This window comes from Pseudomonas sp. rhizo66 (assembly GCF_031931925.1).
Lineage (GTDB): Bacteria > Pseudomonadota > Gammaproteobacteria > Pseudomonadales > Pseudomonadaceae > Aquipseudomonas.
In genome coordinates, this window is sequence record NZ_JAUJWZ010000004.1 from 25,512 (window position 1) to 44,016 (window position 18,505).

Below are 18,505 nucleotides of genomic sequence, written 5' to 3' on the forward strand. Positions count from 1 at the left end.
TCCGATGACTAGTTTGCATGCCGACGAGGCGTTCCTCGGCCATTTCCAGTTAAGTCATGACCCGTTCGCACCACGCGTGCCGGGCTTCAAGTTCTTCCCGGCCCAGCGCAAACCGGTGCTGGGTCAACTGCATCATCTGGCGCGTTACAGCCAGTTGCTGCTGGTGGTCACTGGCCCGCAGGGCAGCGGCAAGACTTTGCTGCGTCAGGCGCTGGTCGCCAGCACCAACAAGCAATCGGTGCAGAGCGTGGTGGTTTCCGCCCGTGGTGCCGGCGATGCAGCGGGCGTGCTGCGTCAGGTCGCTCAGGCGCTGAACGTGGCCCAGGCCGAAGTCGGCGCGATTCTGGATCAGGTGGTGCAACTCGCGCTGACCGGTCAGGAAGTCTATCTGCTGGTGGACGACGCCGAGCAACTCGACGAGTCCGCTCTCGAGGCGCTGATGGCGCTGGGTGCCGGCGCACCGGAAGGTCGCCCGCATGTGTTCCTGTTCGGTGAGTCGTCGCTGATCGCTCAGCTCGAGGCTTTGCACCTTGAGGAAGAGCGTTTCCACGTCATCGAGTTGCAGCCGTACACCGAAGAAGAGACTCGCGAATATCTCGACCAACGGCTCGAAGGTGCCGGCCGGGGTGTCGAACTTTTCACCGCGGATCAGATCTCTGATATTCACGAAAGTGCCGAGGGTTGGCCGGGCAACATCAACCAGGTCGCTCGCGATGCTCTGATCGAAGTCATGATTGCCAGCCGCTCTGCGGTCAAGCGTCCAAGTATGGGGTTCAACATGCCGAAGAAACACGTATTGGCGATTTCCGCCGTCGTTGTGGTCGCGGTCGCCGCCGCCTGGTTGATGCCGGGTCGCAACAAGGCGCCAACCACCGGCGCTCCTGCCAATGAACAGGCACAGTTGCCATTGGGGCAGGGTGCCAATGGCGGCGCGCCGAACGTCGAGTTCGCCGGCAATACGCAGCCCATGCCGTTGCCGCTGGTCGGCAACTCGCAACCGGTCATGCGCGGACCGTTGGCTGAAGCCGCTGGCGGTATCACCGAAGGCGACGACGGCGTACCTCTGGAAGGCTCCAGCGCCACACCGCCAACCGTGACCACTTCGGCACCACCGGCAGGTGTCCCGGCAGGTCCTGCGCCGACACCGGTGCCGGTACCGGCGGCCAAACCGACTCCAGCGCCGACGCAAGTCGCCACCGCCAAGCCTGCTCCGGCAGCGCCAGCGGCGAAACCGGCTCCAGCGCCGGCCAAGCCCGCCACTGCTGCCAAACCGGCCGAAAAACCCGTGACCGTCGCCAAAGCGGCCGGTGGCAGTTGGTACGCCGGTCAGCCGACCAGCAATTATGTGGTGCAGATCCTCGGCACCAGCTCTGAAGCGGCCGCGCAAAACTTCGTCAAGGAGCAGGGCGGCGAGTACCGCTATTTCAAGAAAGTCCTCAACGGCAAACCGCTTTACGTGATCACCTACGGCAACTTCGCCAATCGTGATGCAGCCGTTTCTGCCATCAAGGCCTTGCCAGCGAAGGTTCAGGCTGGTAAACCTTGGCCTCGCACTGTCGCCAGCGTCCAACAGGAACTGGCAACAACTCGCTGAAGATTCGGCGGCCTTACCCAGGCCGCCTCTCCAAGCACCTCAAAATTTCTGCAAGTGCGCGCTTCCTTCCAGGTCGCGTGCCTTGTGGTGTCTGCGTCACAGTAGTCTTTGAGTCGTTGCGGTCAAAATTAAAAAAGTTTTGACTAGCACAGCAGATCGCTTTAAACCTTTCACAAATGCGACATGAATTTGCGACATTTCGTCGTCAAATTTGTGAGCCTCTGTGTCGCTGTGTACAATGACCACCCTTTTGCCCCCGCTAAGCCGGCGTACGTTCGGCGCAGGATGCAAGTGGTTGAATTGAAAAGAAATTTGCCTCGAAAAGAGGCAGCCTGGTGAGAAAGTGTCTATGAAAGCAGGTCTGTACCAACCAGATGAATTCAAGGATAACTGCGGTTTCGGCCTGATAGCCCATATGCAGGGCGAGCCCAGTCATACCCTTTTGCAAACGGCCATTGAGGCCCTGACCTGCATGACCCACCGCGGTGGGATTAATGCCGACGGCAAGACCGGTGACGGTTGCGGTCTGCTGATTCAAAAGCCTGATGCGTTCCTGCGAGCCATTGCCCAGGAAACCTTCAGCGTCGAGCTGCCCAAGCAATACGCGGTGGGCATGGTCTTCTTCAACCAGGATCCGGCCAAGGCCGAAGCCGCTCGCGAGAACATGAACCGCGAGATCCTTGCCGAAGGCCTGCAGCTGATCGGCTGGCGCAAAGTGCCCATCGACACCAGCGTCCTCGGCCGCCTGGCCCTTGAGCGCCTGCCGCAGATCGAGCAGGTGTACATCGGCGGCGAAGGCCTGAGCGATCAGGACATGGCGGTCAAGCTTTTCAGTGCTCGTCGTCGTTCGTCGGTGGCCAACGCCGTCGACTCCGACCACTACATTTGCAGCTTTTCGCACAAGACCATCATCTATAAAGGCCTGATGATGCCGGCCGACCTGGCCGCGTTCTATCCAGACCTGAGCGACGAGCGCCTGCAAACCGCGATCTGCGTGTTCCACCAGCGCTTCTCCACCAACACCCTGCCGAAATGGCCGCTGGCCCAGCCATTCCGGTTCCTCGCCCACAACGGCGAGATCAACACCATCACCGGTAACCGTAACTGGGCGCAGGCCCGTCGGACCAAGTTCACCAACGATCTGATGGATCTGGAAGAACTCGGCCCGCTGGTCAACCGTGTCGGTTCCGACTCCTCGAGCATGGACAACATGCTCGAACTGATGGTCACCGGTGGCATCGACCTGTTCCGTGGCGTGCGGATGATCATTCCGCCTGCGTGGCAGAACGTCGAAACCATGGACCCGGATCTGCGTGCGTTCTACGAGTACAACTCGATGCACATGGAGCCGTGGGACGGTCCGGCCGGCGTGGTCATGACCGACGGTCGTTACGCAGTGTGCCTGCTCGACCGTAACGGTCTGCGTCCGGCGCGCTGGGTCACCACCAAAAACGGCTTCATCACCCTCGCCTCGGAAATCGGCGTGTGGAACTACCAGCCTGAAGACGTGCTCGCCAAGGGCCGTGTCGGTCCTGGCCAGATCTTCGCCGTGGACACCGAAACCGGGCAGATCCTCGACACCGATGCGATCGACAACCGACTGAAGTCCCGTCATCCGTACAAGCAATGGCTGCGCAAGAATGCCCTGCGCATTCAGGCGACCATGGAAGACAACGACCATGGGTCAGCCTTCTACGACGTCGATCAGCTCAAGCAATACATGAAGATGTATCAGGTCACGTTCGAAGAGCGCGATCAGGTCTTGCGTCCGCTCGGCGAGCAAGGCTACGAAGCCGTGGGCTCGATGGGCGACGACACGCCGATGGCTGTGCTATCGCAGCGTGTGCGCACGCCGTACGACTACTTCCGCCAGCAGTTCGCGCAGGTCACCAACCCGCCGATCGACCCGCTGCGGGAAGCGATCGTGATGTCGCTGGAAATCTGCCTCGGTGCCGAGCGCAACATCTTCCAGGAGTCGCCGGAACACGCCTCGCGCGTGATCCTCAGCTCGCCGGTCATTTCGCCGGCCAAGTGGCGCTCGCTGATGAACCTCGACCGCCCGGGTTTCGAGCGGCAGATCATCGACCTCAACTACGACGAAAGCGTCGGCCTCGAAGCGGCCATCCGCAACGTTGCCGATCAGGCTGAAGAAGCCGTGCGCGCCGGGCGTACCCAGATCGTTCTGAGCGACCGCCATATCGCCCCGGGCAAGCTGCCGATCCACGCATCCTTGGCGACCGGCGCGGTGCACCACCGCCTGACCGAAAAAGGCCTGCGTTGCGATTCCAACATCCTTGTTGAAACCGCGACCGCCCGTGATCCGCATCACTTTGCCGTGCTGATCGGTTTCGGCGCCTCGGCGGTCTATCCGTTCCTGGCCTACGAAGTGCTGGGCGACCTGATCCGTACCGGTGAAGTGCTGGGCGACCTCTACGAGGTGTTCAAGAACTACCGTAAAGGCATCACCAAAGGCCTGCTGAAGATCCTGTCGAAGATGGGCATCTCTACCATCGCCTCGTACCGCGGTGCGCAGCTGTTCGAGGCCATCGGCCTGTCCGAAGAAGTCTGCGACCTGAGCTTCCGTGGCGTGCCGAGCCGCATCAAGGGTGCGCGTTTCGTCGACATCGAAGCCGAGCAGAAAGCACTCGCCGTCGAAGCCTGGAGCCCGCGCAAGCCGATCCAGCAGGGCGGTCTGCTGAAGTTCGTCCACGGTGGCGAATACCACGCCTACAACCCGGACGTGGTCAACACCCTGCAAGCCGCCGTGCAGCAGGGCGACTACGCCAAGTTCAAGGAATACACCTCGCTGGTGGACAACCGTCCGGTGTCGATGATTCGCGACCTGTTCAAGGTCAAGACCCTCGACAAGCCGCTCGACATCAGTGAAATCGAACCACTGGAATCGGTGCTCAAGCGCTTTGACTCCGCTGGTATCTCGCTGGGCGCCTTGTCGCCGGAAGCGCACGAAGCCCTGGCCGAAGCCATGAACCGCCTCGGTGCGCGTTCCAACTCCGGTGAAGGTGGTGAAGACCCGGCACGTTACGGCACCATCAAGAGCTCGAAAATCAAGCAAGTTGCCACTGGCCGTTTCGGTGTAACCCCGGAATACCTGGTCAACGCTGAAGTGCTGCAGATCAAGGTTGCGCAAGGCGCCAAGCCGGGCGAGGGCGGGCAACTGCCGGGCGGCAAGGTCAACGGGCTGATCGCCAAGCTGCGTTACGCAGTGCCGGGCGTGACCCTGATTTCGCCGCCGCCGCACCACGATATCTATTCGATCGAAGATTTGTCGCAGCTGATCTTTGACCTTAAACAGGTCAACCCGAAGGCACTGGTTTCGGTGAAGCTGGTAGCGGAAGCGGGCGTCGGCACCATCGCCGCCGGTGTGGCCAAGGCCTATGCGGACTTGATCACCATCTCCGGCTACGACGGTGGTACCGGTGCTTCGCCGCTGACCTCGATCAAATACGCTGGCGCACCGTGGGAACTCGGCCTCGCTGAAACCCACCAGACCCTGCGCGGCAACGACCTGCGCGGCAAAGTCCGGGTGCAGACCGACGGCGGCCTGAAAACCGGCCTCGACGTGATCAAGGCTGCAATCCTCGGCGCCGAAAGCTTCGGCTTCGGTACTGCGCCGATGATCGCGCTGGGCTGCAAATACCTGCGTATCTGCCACCTGAACAACTGCGCCACCGGCGTTGCGACGCAGAACGAGAAGCTGCGCAAGGATCACTACATCGGCACCGTCGACATGGTGGTGAATTTCTTCACCTACGTCGCCGAAGAAACCCGTGAGTGGCTGGCCAAGCTCGGCGTGCGCTCCCTCGAAGAGCTGATCGGTCGTACCGATCTGCTGGAAATCCTCGAAGGCCAGACCGCCAAGCAGCATCACCTGGATCTGACCCCGCTGCTGGGCAGCGATCACATCCCGGCAGACAAGCCACAGTTCTGCGGTGTTGAGCGCAACCCGCCGTTCGACCAAGGCCTGCTGGCCGAGAAAATGGTCGAGATGGCTTCGTCGGCGATCAACGACATGAGCGGCGCCGAGTTCGATCTGGACATCTGCAACTGCGACCGTTCGATCGGCGCGCGGATCTCCGGCGAAATCGCGCGCAAGCACGGCAACCAGGGCATGGCGAAAGCGCCGATCACCTTCCGCTTCAAAGGGACGGCGGGTCAGAGCTTCGGCGTGTGGAATGCCGGCGGTCTGAACATGTACCTCGAAGGCGACGCCAACGACTACGTCGGCAAAGGCATGACCGGTGGCAAACTGACCATCGTGCCGCCGAAGGGCAGCGTTTATAAGACTCAGGAAAGCGCCATCATCGGCAACACCTGCCTGTACGGCGCGACTGGCGGCAAGCTGTTCGCCGCCGGCACCGCAGGCGAGCGTTTCGCCGTGCGTAACTCCGGTGCCCACACGGTTGTGGAAGGCACTGGCGATCACTGCTGTGAGTACATGACCGGTGGTTTTGTCTGCGTTCTGGGCAAGACCGGTTACAACTTCGGCTCTGGCATGACCGGTGGTTTCGCCTATGTGCTCGATCAGGACAACACCTTCGTTGACCGGGTCAACCACGAACTGGTGGAAATCCAGCGGATCAGCGGCGAGGCGATGGAAGCCTATCGCAGCCACCTGCAAAACGTGCTGAACGAGTACGTCGCGGAAACCGACAGCGAGTGGGGTCGTGAACTCGCCGAAAACCTCGATGACTACCTGCGCCGTTTCTGGCTGGTCAAGCCTAAGGCTGCCAACCTGAAGTCGTTGCTTTCCAGCACTCGTGCCAACCCGCAGTGATATGCGCCTGAAGAGTTTGATGAGGTTTTAACAATGGCTGAACGTCTGAATAACGACTTCCAGTTCATCGATGTCGGGCGCAAGGATCCGAAGAAGAAACTGTTGCGTCAACGCAAGAAAGAGTTCGTGGAAATCTACGAACCGTTCAAACCCCAGCAGTCGGCCGATCAGGCCCACCGCTGCCTGGGTTGTGGCAACCCGTATTGCGAATGGAAGTGCCCGGTGCACAACTTCATTCCAAACTGGCTGAAGCTGGTGGCCGAAGGCAACATCCTTCAGGCCGCCGAGCTGTCGCACCAGACCAACACTCTGCCGGAAGTCTGCGGCCGGGTGTGCCCGCAGGATCGTCTGTGCGAGGGTGCCTGCACCCTTAACGACGGTTTCGGCGCGGTGACCATCGGTTCGGTCGAGAAGTACATCACCGACACCGCGTTCGCCATGGGCTGGCGCCCGGACATGTCCAAGGTCAAACCGACCGGCAAACGTGTCGCGATCATCGGCGCAGGCCCGGCGGGTCTGGGTTGTGCCGACGTGCTGGTACGCGGCGGTGTGACCCCGGTGGTGTTCGACAAGAACCCGGAAATCGGTGGTCTGCTGACCTTCGGCATCCCCGAGTTCAAGCTGGAAAAGACCGTGCTGAGCAATCGTCGCGAAGTCTTCACCGGCATGGGCATCGAGTTCCGTCTGAATACCGAAGTCGGCAAAGACGTGACCATGGAACAACTGCTCGCCGAATACGATGCGGTGTTCATGGGCATGGGCACCTACACCTACATGAAGGGCGGTTTTGCCGGTGAGGACCTGCCAGGCGTTTATGACGCACTGGACTTCCTGATCGCCAACGTCAATCGCAACCTGGGCTTTGAAAAGTCGCCGGAAGATTTCGTCGACATGAAAGGCAAAAAGGTTGTGGTGCTGGGCGGCGGCGACACGGCGATGGACTGCAACCGCACGTCGATCCGTCAGGGCGCCAAATCGGTGACCTGCGCGTATCGTCGTGACGAAGCGAACATGCCCGGCTCGCGCAAAGAGGTGAAGAACGCCAAGGAAGAAGGCGTGAAATTCCTCTACAACCGCCAGCCGATCGCCATTGTCGGTGAAGACAAGGTCGAAGGCGTGAAGGTGGTCGAGACCCGTCTAGGCGAACCGGATGCCCGTGGCCGTCGCAGCCCAGAGCCGATCCCGGGTTCCGAAGAGATCATCCCGGCCGACGCCGTGGTTATCGCTTTCGGCTTCCGCCCGAGCCCGGCACCTTGGTTCGAGCAGTTCGAGATCCAGACCGACAGCCAGGGCCGCGTTGTTGCGCCTGAGCAAGGTCAGTACAAGCACCAGACCAGCAACCCGAAAATCTTCGCCGGTGGCGACATGGTGCGCGGTTCCGACCTGGTGGTGACGGCGATCTTCGAAGGCCGCAATGCCGCCGAAGGGATCCTCGATTACCTGGGCGTCTAAACCCGTTTTAAGCTGCACCGCAATACCTGTGGGAGCTGGCAAGCCAGCTCCCACAGTGTTTTGTGGCGTCACAAAGTCTGCATTCCAACGCAATAAATTGACCCGATAGACAAAAGGCTGACCTGCATCCGTGCCTTTTCCCTCGCGCTCTGAGAAAATGCCCGCACTTTTTTTCCGGATGCCGACATGACTGCCCTGAAGAACGACCGTTTCCTCCGCGCCCTGCTCAAGCAACCCGTTGACGTCACCCCGGTGTGGATGATGCGCCAGGCCGGCCGCTACCTGCCGGAATACCGCGCCAGCCGCGCCCAGGCCGGTGATTTCATGAGCCTGTGCATGAATCCGGAATTCGCTTGCGAAGTCACGATGCAACCGCTTGACCGCTATCCACAACTGGACGCGGCGATCCTGTTTTCCGACATCCTCACCATCCCCGATGCCATGGGCCAAGGCCTGTACTTCGAGACCGGTGAAGGTCCGCGTTTCAAGAAAGTCGTCAGCACCCTGGCTGACATCGAAGCGCTGCCGATCCCTGATCCGCACAAAGACCTCGGCTACGTCATGGACGCGGTCAGCACCATCCGTCGCGAGCTCAACGGTCGTGTGCCGCTGATCGGTTTCTCCGGCAGCCCGTGGACCTTGGCGACCTACATGGTCGAAGGCGGCTCGTCGAAGGACTTCCGCAAGACCAAAGCGATGCTTTACGACAACCCGCAAGCCATGCACCTGCTGCTGGATAAACTGGCGCAATCGGTGACTTCGTACCTCAACGGCCAGATCATGGCCGGCGCGCAAGCGGTGCAGATCTTCGATACCTGGGGCGGCAACCTGTCGGCGGCGGCGTACCAGGAATTCTCGCTGGCCTACATGAAGAAAATCGTCAGCGGCCTGATCCGCGAGCACGACGGTCGAAAGGTCCCGGTGATTCTGTTCACCAAAAACGGCGGCCTGTGGCTGGAAAGCATCGCCGACGCCGGTGCCGACGCGCTCGGCCTGGACTGGACCTGCGACATCGGCAACGCCCGCGCCCGTGTTGGTGACAAGGTTGCCTTGCAAGGCAACATGGACCCAACCGTACTCTACGCAAAACCGGAAGCGATCCGCACTGAAGTCGGGCGCATTCTGGCGAGCTACGGCAAGGGCAGCGGTCATGTGTTCAACCTCGGCCATGGCATCACGCCTGAGGTTGATCCGGAGCATGCCGGTGCGTTCCTGCGCGCGGTGCATGAGCTGTCGGCGCAGTATCACGAGTGATCGCGACACAATAAAAAACGCCCGGCTAAATGCCGGGCGTTTTATCAAGATCAAAAGATCGCAGCCTGCGGCAGCTCCTACATTGGGATTCGCGTTTCCCTGTAGGAGCTGCCGAAGGCTGCGATCTTTTGCTTTTAAGCTTTCACACCGCCAAGTGGCGGCAACTTCGCCAGCTTCAACGCCACCAGCAGCGCCACCAGCAACAACGCGCCGATAAACAAGCCGATCCCGTTCCAGCCGCCGAGATGCCAGAACACCCCGCCCGCCGTCCCGGCAATACTCGACCCGGCGTAATAACTGAACAGGTACAACGACGACGCCTGGCCCTTGGCCTTGGTCGCGCGTCGACCGATCCAGCTACTCGCCACCGAGTGCGCACCGAAGAAACCAAAGGTGAAAATCAACATGCCGACAATCACCAGCAACAGTGGCGTAAACATCGTCAATGCCAGGCCGGCAAACATCAGCGCAATGGTCGCCCACAACACTTTGCGTCGCCCCAGTTTGTCCGCCAGCGAACCAATCTTTGCCGAGCTGTAGATGCCCGACAGGTACACCACCGACAGCAAGCCGACGAACACCTGATCGAGGTTGTACGGCGCGGCCAGCAAGCGATAACCGATGTAGTTGAACAGCGTGACGAACGCGCCCATCAGCACGAACGCTTCAAGAAACAGCAGCGGCAGCCCGGCATCGCGAAAGTGCATGGTGAAGCCGTCGAGCAAACTGCGCGGGTGCAGCGAGCGTGAACGGAAGTTGCGCGACTCGGGAAGGATTTTCCAGAACACCGCTGCGGCAATCATCGCCAGACCGCCGATCACCAGCATCGCCGTGTGCCAACTGACGAAGTCGATCAACACCCCGGTAATCAAGCGCCCGCTCATTCCGCCAATCGCGTTGCCGCCGATGTACAAACCCATCGCCAGACCAATGTGCTGCGGATGGATCTCTTCGCTCAGATACGTCATCGCCACCGCTGCCAGCCCGCTCAACGACAGCCCGATCAGCGCGCGCATGATCAGCACGCCTTCCCAACTCGGCATCATTGCACTGGCCATGGTGCACAGCGCTGCCGCGAACAGCGCCGTCACCATCACCGGTTTGCGCCCGATCCGATCGGAAATTGGCCCGGTGATCAACAAACCGATGGCGAGCATGCCGGTGGCCACCGAAAGGATCAGGCTGCTCTGCGCCGCGTTGATCCCGTACTCGTGGGACAGCAGCGGCATCATCGGCTGCACGCAATAGAGCAGGGCAAACGTCGCGAACCCGCCGCTGAACAGCGCCAGCACCGTGCGCATGAACATCGGCGTGCCTTTTTCGATGTAGATCTCTTGTAGCTCGGCGGCGACATCGTCCGCGGCAGCAGGCGGGACTTCGTGGGCAAGGGGCGCGACAGCAGTTTTCACTTCAGACCTCGGAGGGCACGGCCAGGCAGGCAATGAAAAAATCATATAGCTGGCTAATGTTTCTATCCAATATATTGTTCGACCTGTTTGATAGCTTTAACGACCTAATGGGGTTCCCATGGAATTGCGTCATCTGCGCTACTTCATCGCTGTCGCCGAAGAACTGCATTTCGGCCGTGCGGCACAGGTGCTGGGGATTTCTCAGCCGCCGCTGAGCCAGCAGATTCAAGCGTTGGAGCAGGAGGTCGGTGCGCGATTGTTCGAGCGCACCAATCGTCGGGTCGAACTGAGTGAGGCCGGCCGGCTCTTCCTGGAAGAGGCGCGGCAGGTCCTGGCGCAAGTGGATAAAGCGGCGGACGTCGCCCGACGCGCGCAACTGGGTGAACTGGGTGAGTTGAAGATCGGCTTTACCTCGTCGGCGCCGTTCAACTCGACGATTCCGCAGGCGATTTTTTCCTTTCGTCAGCGCTTTCAGGCGGTGCATCTGAACCTGCGCGAGATGAGTAGCACCATGGTCGCCGATGCCCTGCTCGATCAATCGATCGAGGTGGGGATCATGCGCCCGCTGGGCTTGCCGGATTCGTTGAGCGTGGTTGAGTTGATGCGCGAGCCGTTAGTGGCGGTGCTCAGTTCCAAGCATCCGTTGGCCCAGGGCAGCGACCAAGGTCTTTTCCTCTCGGCGCTGGCGCTGGAACCGTTCGTGTTTTTCCCGCGCAGCTATGGCAGCGGGCTCTATGCGCAATTGCTGAGCCTGGCGCGCGATGCCGGATTCAGCCCGCACTTCGCCCAAGAGGCGGGCGAGGCGATGACCATTATCGGTCTGGTCGCAGCGGGGCTGGGGGTTTCGGTGCTGCCCGCGTCCTATCAGCGGATGCGCATCGACGGCGTAGTCTATCGACCATTGCTGGATCCAGAGGCTGTTTCTGCGGTGTGGCTGGTGCAGCGCAAGGATCAGAAGTCACCGATGGCCAAGGCGTTTGTCGAACTGCTTACGCGTAAGGTCGAGCCTTTGTGAGGGCTGATGGCCCTTCGCGAGCAGCCTTACACACATTTGATCAAAGTCACCTGTGGGAGCAAGCCTGCCCGAGAAGAAGCCCGAAGTAGAAGGCACATAAGTTCAGTGAGCCGACCAAGGTAACCTCACGAGAACCGCGAAATAGATTTTTATTGAGCTAACAGATATTTATTAATAACATTTAGGTTTATAAATATCCGGCACCTCATTGTGGTTGAATTGTGGGTGGTTATGACTTCCTTTTCAGTGTCAATGGTAGATGGGTGGGTGTCGCCATAATGAAAGTCCTCGATATACTTGTCGAGAGATATCGGGGTCGAAGAGCCACTGGCGGTTACCTTGGCCGTCAATAAGTATTCCTTTATGGATGGGCGGTGAAGCATTTCAAAAAACGGATCCTGCTGCCGGGGTTTTACGTTGAAGATGTATGTTGCCTGCTCTTCAAATGTTTGATTGGCGCTATTGGCGTCTTTAGTGGCTTGCACCATCAATGATACCAACATGCTCTTAAGTTCTGCTTCGTCTTTTATGGTTGTGGTCATTTAACTGAACTCCAGTAGATTTTGGCAAAGTAAGATATCTTTCTCTGGGTTGTAATGCATGAGTTCGCGAAGAATGAAAATAAAACAGTTCGATTCCCTTCGCACCTGTCAACCTTGACAGGTTTTAAGAATATATTTCTTGTTGCTGTGCGCTTTTTGGTTGATTTCTATATAAGCATTGCTTTTATCAGCAGATGAATAATTAACGTATACGTTCTGCGGCAGTATCAATCCGTGTCCGGTCAATGGCTTCAAAGTGATTTCAGGTTAATCTACGTGGACCAAATCCCCCTTCAACGCCACCCGCGTGACAAATATCCCCGCCCGGCACTCGTACGTATTCAAATCCTTGCGCACATGCTGGTCGTAATAGCTGACGATATTGACCACCGCATTCGCGCCGACCCGCTTGGCATCGGCCTGCAATTTGATCAGATTCGACTGCAGCACCCACTCGCAGGAGTTGTGGTCACTCTTGTTGAAGCCATTGGTCTTCAAATCACTGACCACCCCTCGGCGTAACAACTGCTGCGTCCCCTGCGGCCCATTGCCGAGAAGATAGAATTTCACACTGCCATCCAGCCGCCCGGCGCGAATCGCATCCGACAGCACGGTTTCGAAGGGCATGTACATCAGGTTGGTGGCGTGGCTGGAACTGGGCAGTAGCGCGAAAAGCGCAGCGGCGATCAGGGCTTTCACTTGCATGGTCATCTCCTTGACGTAGCGATGAACATTCGCTGATTCAAAGAGTGTAGACACCGTACATCTGCTACAGAGAAAACAGTGTGGAGTATGTGTAGCTCAAAGGCTACACTTCGGCCATGACTGAGATTCTTCGAAGTTCCACATTTTCCAGCTGGCTTTTAAAGTTGGCTGATAGTCGCGCCAGGATGCGTATTCAGGTGCGAATTGATCGTATGGCTGACGGAAATTTTGGCGATGTCAAATATCGGTGAAGGGCTCAGCGAAGTCAGAATTGACTATGGCCCCGGATATCGAGTCTATTTCATGCAACAAGGTCGGCAAGTGGTCATCCTCCTTTGCGGCGGAGACAAGAGCAGCCAACCCCGAGACATCAAGCAAGCCAGGCTCATCGCGGAGTCCTGGCAGGAGCAAAACCCATGACCGAAAAATTCACTCGTTGGGACTCAGCCGAGTACCTCAAGACAGAAGAGGACATGGCTAACTATCTGGACGCCTGCATGGAGGAGGCTGGAGATGACCCGGCTTTTATCGCCAAGGCACTTGGCACCATAGCAAGAGCGCGAGGCATGACTCAGGTCGCACGTGACGCAGGGTTGTCCCGAGAGAGCCTCTACCGCGCACTATCAGGTGAAGGAAACCCCGAGTTCGGAACAATCCTGAAAGTGGTGAAGGCGTTAGGGTTGAAGTTACACGCCAGTACTTGATCCGGGCTGAATGACAAAGGGCGCCAAATGGCGCCCTTTGTCGTTTCTGCAATCCCATCAATCCACGTGCGCCAGATCCCCACGCAGCGCCACGCTCGACACCACCAGCCCGGCACGGCACTGGAATTTTTCAGTGTCTTTGTACAGGTCGCGCTGGTCGACACTGGCGATGTTGATCACCGCATTGGCGTCGGCGTTCTTCGCCGCGTTCTGCAGGGTCGCCAGAGCCGATTGCAGGGCCCAGAAGCAGGCGTCTTCATCGGATTTGTTCGAGCCGTTGGTCTTGCGGCTGCTGCTCACGGTGTCGAGTTTGCGCACCTGTTTTGGCAGGGTTTCGCCGGCCAGGTAGAACTTCACGCTGCCGTCGAGCAGGCCGGCGTCGGTGGCACGTTTGACGCCTTCACGGAAGCTCAGGTACGTCGGCTCGTCGGCGCCTTGTTTGACGATGCCCAGGTCGTTGACGAACTCGATGTCCGGGTTGATCGACAGCTCTTTGAGCACGTTGTCGCGCAGGCGGTTGACCCAGCGGTTGTAGTTGCCATGGATCTTGCCGTCCTTGGCATCGAGGCCGTAGCTGCTGCGGTAGTCGATTTCAAACGAAGTCGGGGTGAACGGGATGTCGACTTCGGCGTGATGGCGACCGCGCACGGTGATCGCCGCTTTGATCATGCCCGGACGCACCGACTGCACGACCCATTGGCGGTCGTTGAGCGCGGTGACGATCGCGCGGCTCATCTGTTGCTGGGTGAAGCCGAGGTTGGGCGAGAACTCTTCCTTGGCGTTGTAAACCGGTTTGCTGGTGCAACCGCCGAGCACAAGAACAAGTGCCAGTAGCGCGGCGATGCGGTGAAACTGAGTCATTCCCTTCACTCCAAACGTGTTGCGGTCAGTGCCAGCGGCGGAAAATCAACGAGGTGTTGACGCCACCAAAAGCGAAATTGTTGTTCATCACGTAGTCGTGATGCATCTGGCGGAATTCGCCGCGCAGGTAATCGAGCTTGCCGCAGTGCGGATCGACCTCGTCGAGGTTGAACGTGTGCACGTACAGGTCGCGGTTCATCATCTCGATGCTGAACCACGACTCCAGCGCGCCGCAGGCGCCAAGGGTGTGGCCGAGGAAGCTCTTCTGCGAGCTGATCGGCATGCGTTCACCGAACAAACTGCTGGTTGCCAGTGTTTCGGCAATATCGCCCTGTTCTGTAGCCGTGCCGTGACCATTTACATAGCCGATGGCATCCGGGGTCAGCCCAGCGTCTTCCAGCGCCAGTTCCATGGCGCGGCGCATGGTCACTTGTTCCGGGCGGGTGGTGTGCTGGCCGTCGGCGTTGCTGCCGAAACCGACGATCTCGGCGTGGATGTGCGCACCGCGGGCGAGGGCGTGTTCCAGCTCCTCGAGCACCAGCATGCCGCCGCCTTCACCGATCACCAGACCGTCACGGCCCTTGTCGTAAGGGCGTGGGCTGGTCTGTGGGGCATCGTTTTTCAGGCTGGTGGCGTAGAGCGCGTCGAAGACCATGGCTTCGGTCGGGCACAGCTCTTCGGCGCCGCCGGCGAGCATCAGCGGCAGGCGACCGAACTTGATCGCCTCGTAGGCGTAACCGATGCCCTGGCTGCCGCTGGTGCAGGCGCTGGACGTCGGGATCAAACGACCGGTGAGGCCAAAGAAAATGCTGATATTGGCGGCGGTGGTGTGCGGCATCATCCGCACGTAGGAGTTGGCGTTGAGGCCTTCGGCCACCGAGTTGAGCAGCATGTTGCCGAACGCTTTGATCTCGTCGGTGCTGCCGGTGGACGAACCACAGGCCACGCCCATGCGCCCGTCCTTGATCGATTCATCGCCGAGCAGACCAGCGTCAGCCAGGGCTTTTTCCGCCGCGCCGACTGCCAGTCGCGACACCCGGCCCATGCTGCGCAGTTGCTTGCGGGTCCAGTGCGCGGGCACTTCGAAGTCATCGATCGGCCCGGCCAGACGCGTGTTGAGTTCGCTGAAGCGATCCCACTCGTCCATGCGGCGGATGCCGCTGCGGTTGGCCGCGAAGTTGCCGGCGATGGTCTCCCAGTCGCTGCCCAGCGAAGTGATGCCGGCCATGCCGGTGACGACGACGCGCTTCATCAGCACAAGCCTCCGTTGACCGCCAGAACCTGGCGGGTGATGTACGAGGCTTCCGCCGACATCAGGAAATTCACCGCAGCGGCCACCTCTTGCGGGGTGCCCATGCGTTGCGCGGGGATCATTTTCATCAATTCTTCCACCGGCACGTTTTCATCCAGCATCGCCGTGTCGATCAGGCCCGGTGCGACGCAGTTAACCGTGATTTTGCGCTTGCCCAGCTCGATCGCCAACGCCTTTGCCGCGCCGATCACGCCGGCCTTGGAGGCGCTGTAGTTGACCTGGCCACGGTTGCCGATCAGTCCCGACACCGAAGTGATGCAGACAATGCGACCGGCGGCGCGGCGGCGGATCATCGGCATCATCACCGGGTGCAGGACGTTGTAGAAACCGTCGAGGTTGGTGCGCAAAACCACGTCCCAATCGTCGTCGCTCAGCGCTGGAAACGCGCCGTCGCGGGTCAGCCCGGCGTTGAGCACCACGCCGTAATAGGCGCCGTGGCTTTCGACGTCGGCTTCAAGAATGGTTTTGCAGGTTTCCCGGTCGGCAACGTCGAATTGCAGAATCCGCGCCTGCCGCCCCAAGGCTTCGATTTCAGCCTGAACGGCTTGCGCTTCGGCCACACCGCTGCGGCAATGCAGGACGATATCGTGCCCGGCTTGTGCCAGGCGCAAGGCAATGGCGCGGCCGATGCCACGGCTGGAGCCGGTGACCAGTACGGATTCAGTCATCGTTCGACTCCTGTGTCTGTTGCAGATATTGATTGACCTGAGGCGGACGGAACACATTCAGACGCGCGCTGGCGTGAATGCCGGCGCCGTTGATATGGCATTCGAAAACGCCCATGCCGTTGTCGTCTTCCAGCGAGCGCAGGCCATGGATGGTCAGCTCGCTGCCGGCGGGAAAGGCTTCGACATTGCACTCGAACTTGCGTGTGCCGAGCAGAAAGCCCAGCTCTACCGGGTTGCCTTTCTGCCGCGCGTGACAACCGGCAAACGCGGCGACACTCTGTGCCATCAGCTCGATGCCGACCCAGGCCGGCAGGCTGCCGTCGGGCAGATTGAACAGGCCATCAGGCTTGACCGTGAGGCGGGTGTAAATCTGCTCGTCGTCAAAGCTCGTGATGCTGTCGATCAGAATCATGTCGCCCGCATGGGGCAGTAGTTCGGCGAGCGGCCAATCAGTCATGGGGCGTCTCCGATAATCAGGCTGACGTTGTTGCCGCCGAAGGCAAACGAGTTGCTCATCAGGTAGCGGGGTGCAATGGACGTCAGGCGCTCGCTCGTGGTCACCCACTGCAGTGGCGGCAGCGCGGGATCGGCCTGCGCATCCCAGACGTGCGGCGGCAAGGCGTGATCTGGATTGTCGGCGCTCAGGCTCAGCCAGCAGAACGCCGCCTCCAGCGCGCCGGCCGCGCCGAGGGTGTGGCCGGTCATCGGTTTGGTCGACGAGCAGGCCACGCCCTCAGGGAATAGCGTGGCAACCGCCAGACTTTCCATGGCGTCGTTGTGTTGGGTAGCGGTGCCGTGCAGGTTCAGGTAGCTGATCTGCGCTGCTTGCAGATGAGCGCGGTTCAAGGCTTTCTGCATCGCTTGCAAGGCACCGCGCCCGGTCGGCTCAGGGGCGGAAATGTGATGGGCGTCGGAGCTGGCGCCGGCGCCGAGCAAGGCAATGGTCGGGCCGTCGCCGGGTTGCTTGCTCATGACGAACAGCACCGCCGCTTCGCCGATGTTGATGCCGCTGCGGTTGGCCGAGAATGGATTGCAGCGCTCGTCGGACATCGCTTCAAGTGACGAGAAACCGTTGAGGGTCAGTTTGCACAGGCTGTCGACGCCGCCACACAGCACCGCGTCGCACAGGCCCAGATCGAGCAAACGCTGAGCGCTCATCAGTGCCCGGGCGCTGGAGGTGCACGCCGTGGAAATCACATACGCCGGGCCGCTCAGTTGCAGCCAGTCGGCGAGGAAATTGGCCGGTGCGCCGAGTTCCTGTTGACGATAATCGTATTCCGCCGGGAACTCCTGCTCGCGAATATAGTGCGCCAGACCACGGCTGGCCTCGTCGATGCCCGAAGTGCTGGTGCCGAGGACCACGCCGATGCGCTCACGGCCGAAGGTCTGGATCGCTTGATCGATGTCATCGCGAATCTGCAACGCCGCTTCCAGCAGCAACTGATTGTTGCGGCTGCGTTGATCGACGAGTTCTGCCGGGATCGGCGCCAGCTCACCGCGGACGGCAGCGACGGGCAACTCACGCTCCGCCACCCAGCCGGACTCGGGGCGCATACCCGAGCAGTCGCCGGCGAACAGGTTGCGCGCAACGGTTTGTTTATCGCGGCCCAGTGCGCAGATCACGCCGAGGGCATTCAGGTAAGCGGTCATGGCGTTGGTTCATCCAACGGAGAAACGCGATAGTGCGGGCCTTGGGGCAGGTTCAATTCGAAGCTCAACGGTTGTGAATAACGGATATCCCAGCGTGTCGGCAGGGAGCGTTGCTGGCCCTGTTGCAGCGCGGCGGGGTAATTGCGCTGCAACTCGCCGGACGGGGTCAGGGCGAACAACAGCGCGGCAAACAATTCCCGGGCTTCCGGGTTCGGTGGCAGCAGCCCATCGGCCTGCCAGTGGCCGTCGATCAGTTGCTGACGCGCCTGGGGAATGCCCAGCGGATCCATCATCGACCAGCGAATGCCTGGGCCTTCGCGCTGGATCACCAGCAACCAGTCCTGACGTTGTTCGGCTTGCTGGCGTTCGATGTGCAATTGCAGCGGCAGGGGCAGCGTCGGGTTGCCTGCCGGTAGCGGCGCCTGGCTGGCGCAGGCACTTAACAAAAGCATCATGCTGACCACAAAAAGTCGCCACACCGCGGACACTGTGGGAGCTGGCTTGCCAGCGATGGCGTTGGCACATCCGGCACTGATGCAAGCTG

General features: G+C 60.1%; 15 protein-coding genes and 1 pseudogene. 7 read left to right on the plus strand and 9 right to left on the minus strand.

The features are described 5' to 3' along the window. The first annotated feature begins 4 nt into the window (after positions 1-4). From QZR14_RS06040 to hemE, 4 genes are all read left to right on the plus strand, one after another. A complete protein-coding gene (locus QZR14_RS06040) occupies positions 5-1,594 on the plus strand; it encodes an AAA family ATPase (protein ID WP_311996117.1) in 1,590 nt (529 codons plus the stop codon). A 349-nt stretch (positions 1,595-1,943) separates the two neighbouring features. Further along, positions 1,944-6,389: a glutamate synthase large subunit gene (gene gltB, locus QZR14_RS06045; protein ID WP_311996118.1), complete on the plus strand. Its 4,446-nt coding sequence runs from the start codon at positions 1,944-1,946 to the stop codon at positions 6,387-6,389. A 33-nt stretch (positions 6,390-6,422) separates the two neighbouring features. Continuing rightward, positions 6,423-7,841, plus strand: a complete 1,419-nt coding sequence (locus QZR14_RS06050; RefSeq protein ID WP_007909438.1) for an FAD-dependent oxidoreductase — start codon at positions 6,423-6,425, stop codon at positions 7,839-7,841. 186 nt (positions 7,842-8,027) lie between these two features. Then, positions 8,028-9,095 carry a uroporphyrinogen decarboxylase gene (gene hemE, locus QZR14_RS06055; RefSeq protein WP_016983859.1) on the plus strand — a complete coding sequence of 356 codons (1,068 nt, stop codon included), beginning with the start codon at positions 8,028-8,030 and terminating at the stop codon, positions 9,093-9,095. Between the two features lie 134 nt (positions 9,096-9,229). Here hemE and QZR14_RS06060 read toward each other — a convergent pair whose 3' ends face one another. Then, positions 9,230-10,504 carry an MFS transporter gene (locus QZR14_RS06060; protein ID WP_250602843.1) on the minus strand — a complete coding sequence of 425 codons (1,275 nt, stop codon included), beginning with the start codon at positions 10,502-10,504 and terminating at the stop codon, positions 9,230-9,232. 118 nt (positions 10,505-10,622) lie between these two features. Between QZR14_RS06060 and QZR14_RS06065 the strand changes: the two genes are divergently transcribed. Continuing rightward, complete coding sequence (locus QZR14_RS06065) at positions 10,623-11,519, plus strand: LysR family transcriptional regulator (RefSeq protein WP_250602844.1); 897 nt, start codon at positions 10,623-10,625, stop codon at positions 11,517-11,519. A gap of 149 nt (positions 11,520-11,668) precedes the next feature. Here the strand turns inward: QZR14_RS06065 and QZR14_RS06070 are convergent, their stop codons facing one another. After that, complete coding sequence (locus QZR14_RS06070) at positions 11,669-12,061, minus strand: hypothetical protein (protein ID WP_311996119.1); 393 nt, start codon at positions 12,059-12,061, stop codon at positions 11,669-11,671. A gap of 267 nt (positions 12,062-12,328) precedes the next feature. Next, positions 12,329-12,766 carry an excinuclease gene (locus QZR14_RS06075; protein WP_311996120.1) on the minus strand — a complete coding sequence of 146 codons (438 nt, stop codon included), beginning with the start codon at positions 12,764-12,766 and terminating at the stop codon, positions 12,329-12,331. A 116-nt stretch (positions 12,767-12,882) separates the two neighbouring features. On the opposite strand from QZR14_RS06075, the pseudogene QZR14_RS06080 reads away from it, so the two are divergent. Both QZR14_RS06080 and QZR14_RS06085 read left to right on the plus strand, forming a co-directional pair. After that, positions 12,883-13,186: pseudogene (locus QZR14_RS06080) on the plus strand (type II toxin-antitoxin system RelE/ParE family toxin). After that, complete coding sequence (locus tag QZR14_RS06085; RefSeq protein ID WP_038360089.1) at positions 13,183-13,470, plus strand: addiction module antidote protein; 288 nt, start codon at positions 13,183-13,185, stop codon at positions 13,468-13,470. The pseudogene QZR14_RS06080 and the gene QZR14_RS06085 overlap by 4 nt, the downstream one beginning before the upstream one ends. A 57-nt stretch (positions 13,471-13,527) precedes the next feature. Here the strand turns inward: QZR14_RS06085 and QZR14_RS06090 are convergent, their stop codons facing one another. Genes QZR14_RS06090 through QZR14_RS06115 form a run of 6 tightly spaced genes read right to left on the minus strand, consistent with a single transcriptional unit; the run spans position 13,528 to position 18,416 of the window. Then, positions 13,528-14,331, minus strand: coding sequence for a hypothetical protein (locus QZR14_RS06090; protein ID WP_250602847.1), 804 nt, complete (start codon positions 14,329-14,331; stop codon positions 13,528-13,530). Positions 14,332-14,356: 25 nt separating this feature from the next. Further along, positions 14,357-15,583 carry a beta-ketoacyl-ACP synthase gene (locus QZR14_RS06095; protein ID WP_250602848.1) on the minus strand — a complete coding sequence of 409 codons (1,227 nt, stop codon included), beginning with the start codon at positions 15,581-15,583 and terminating at the stop codon, positions 14,357-14,359. Beyond that, positions 15,583-16,311 (minus strand): 3-oxoacyl-ACP reductase FabG, encoded by a 729-nt coding sequence (fabG, locus tag QZR14_RS06100; RefSeq protein ID WP_250602849.1) that lies wholly within the window; start codon positions 16,309-16,311, stop codon positions 15,583-15,585. The genes QZR14_RS06095 and fabG overlap by 1 nt, the downstream gene beginning before the upstream one ends. Further along, positions 16,304-16,768: a hotdog family protein gene (locus QZR14_RS06105; protein WP_250602850.1), complete on the minus strand. Its 465-nt coding sequence runs from the start codon at positions 16,766-16,768 to the stop codon at positions 16,304-16,306. Before QZR14_RS06105 ends, fabG begins: the two co-directional genes overlap by 8 nt. Beyond that, positions 16,765-17,961 carry a beta-ketoacyl-[acyl-carrier-protein] synthase family protein gene (locus QZR14_RS06110; protein WP_250602851.1) on the minus strand — a complete coding sequence of 399 codons (1,197 nt, stop codon included), beginning with the start codon at positions 17,959-17,961 and terminating at the stop codon, positions 16,765-16,767. The genes QZR14_RS06105 and QZR14_RS06110 overlap by 4 nt, the downstream gene beginning before the upstream one ends. Beyond that, complete coding sequence (locus tag QZR14_RS06115) at positions 17,958-18,416, minus strand: hypothetical protein (protein ID WP_442967383.1); 459 nt, start codon at positions 18,414-18,416, stop codon at positions 17,958-17,960. Before QZR14_RS06115 ends, QZR14_RS06110 begins: the two co-directional genes overlap by 4 nt. Between the last annotated feature and the right edge of the window lie 89 nt (positions 18,417-18,505).

What these genes read in the sequence shown, in the direction of transcription:
- QZR14_RS06040 (WP_311996117.1), top strand. Translation starts at nt 5, where the DNA reads ATGACTAGTTTGCATGCCGACGAGGCGTTCCTCGGCCATTTCCAGTTA.
- gltB (WP_311996118.1), top strand. Translation starts at nt 1,944, where the DNA reads ATGAAAGCAGGTCTGTACCAACCAGATGAATTCAAGGATAACTGCGGT.
- QZR14_RS06050 (WP_007909438.1), top strand. Translation starts at nt 6,423, where the DNA reads ATGGCTGAACGTCTGAATAACGACTTCCAGTTCATCGATGTCGGGCGC.
- hemE (WP_016983859.1), top strand. Translation starts at nt 8,028, where the DNA reads ATGACTGCCCTGAAGAACGACCGTTTCCTCCGCGCCCTGCTCAAGCAA.
- QZR14_RS06065 (WP_250602844.1), top strand. Translation starts at nt 10,623, where the DNA reads ATGGAATTGCGTCATCTGCGCTACTTCATCGCTGTCGCCGAAGAACTG.
- QZR14_RS06070 (WP_311996119.1), bottom strand. Translation starts at nt 12,061, where the DNA reads ATGACCACAACCATAAAAGACGAAGCAGAACTTAAGAGCATGTTGGTA.
- QZR14_RS06075 (WP_311996120.1), bottom strand. Translation starts at nt 12,766, where the DNA reads ATGCAAGTGAAAGCCCTGATCGCCGCTGCGCTTTTCGCGCTACTGCCC.
- QZR14_RS06085 (WP_038360089.1), top strand. Translation starts at nt 13,183, where the DNA reads ATGACCGAAAAATTCACTCGTTGGGACTCAGCCGAGTACCTCAAGACA.
- QZR14_RS06090 (WP_250602847.1), bottom strand. Translation starts at nt 14,331, where the DNA reads ATGACTCAGTTTCACCGCATCGCCGCGCTACTGGCACTTGTTCTTGTG.
- QZR14_RS06095 (WP_250602848.1), bottom strand. Translation starts at nt 15,583, where the DNA reads ATGAAGCGCGTCGTCGTCACCGGCATGGCCGGCATCACTTCGCTGGGC.
- fabG (WP_250602849.1), bottom strand. Translation starts at nt 16,311, where the DNA reads ATGACTGAATCCGTACTGGTCACCGGCTCCAGCCGTGGCATCGGCCGC.
- QZR14_RS06105 (WP_250602850.1), bottom strand. Translation starts at nt 16,768, where the DNA reads ATGACTGATTGGCCGCTCGCCGAACTACTGCCCCATGCGGGCGACATG.
- QZR14_RS06110 (WP_250602851.1), bottom strand. Translation starts at nt 17,961, where the DNA reads ATGACCGCTTACCTGAATGCCCTCGGCGTGATCTGCGCACTGGGCCGC.
- QZR14_RS06115 (WP_442967383.1), bottom strand. Translation starts at nt 18,416, where the DNA reads ATGATGCTTTTGTTAAGTGCCTGCGCCAGCCAGGCGCCGCTACCGGCA.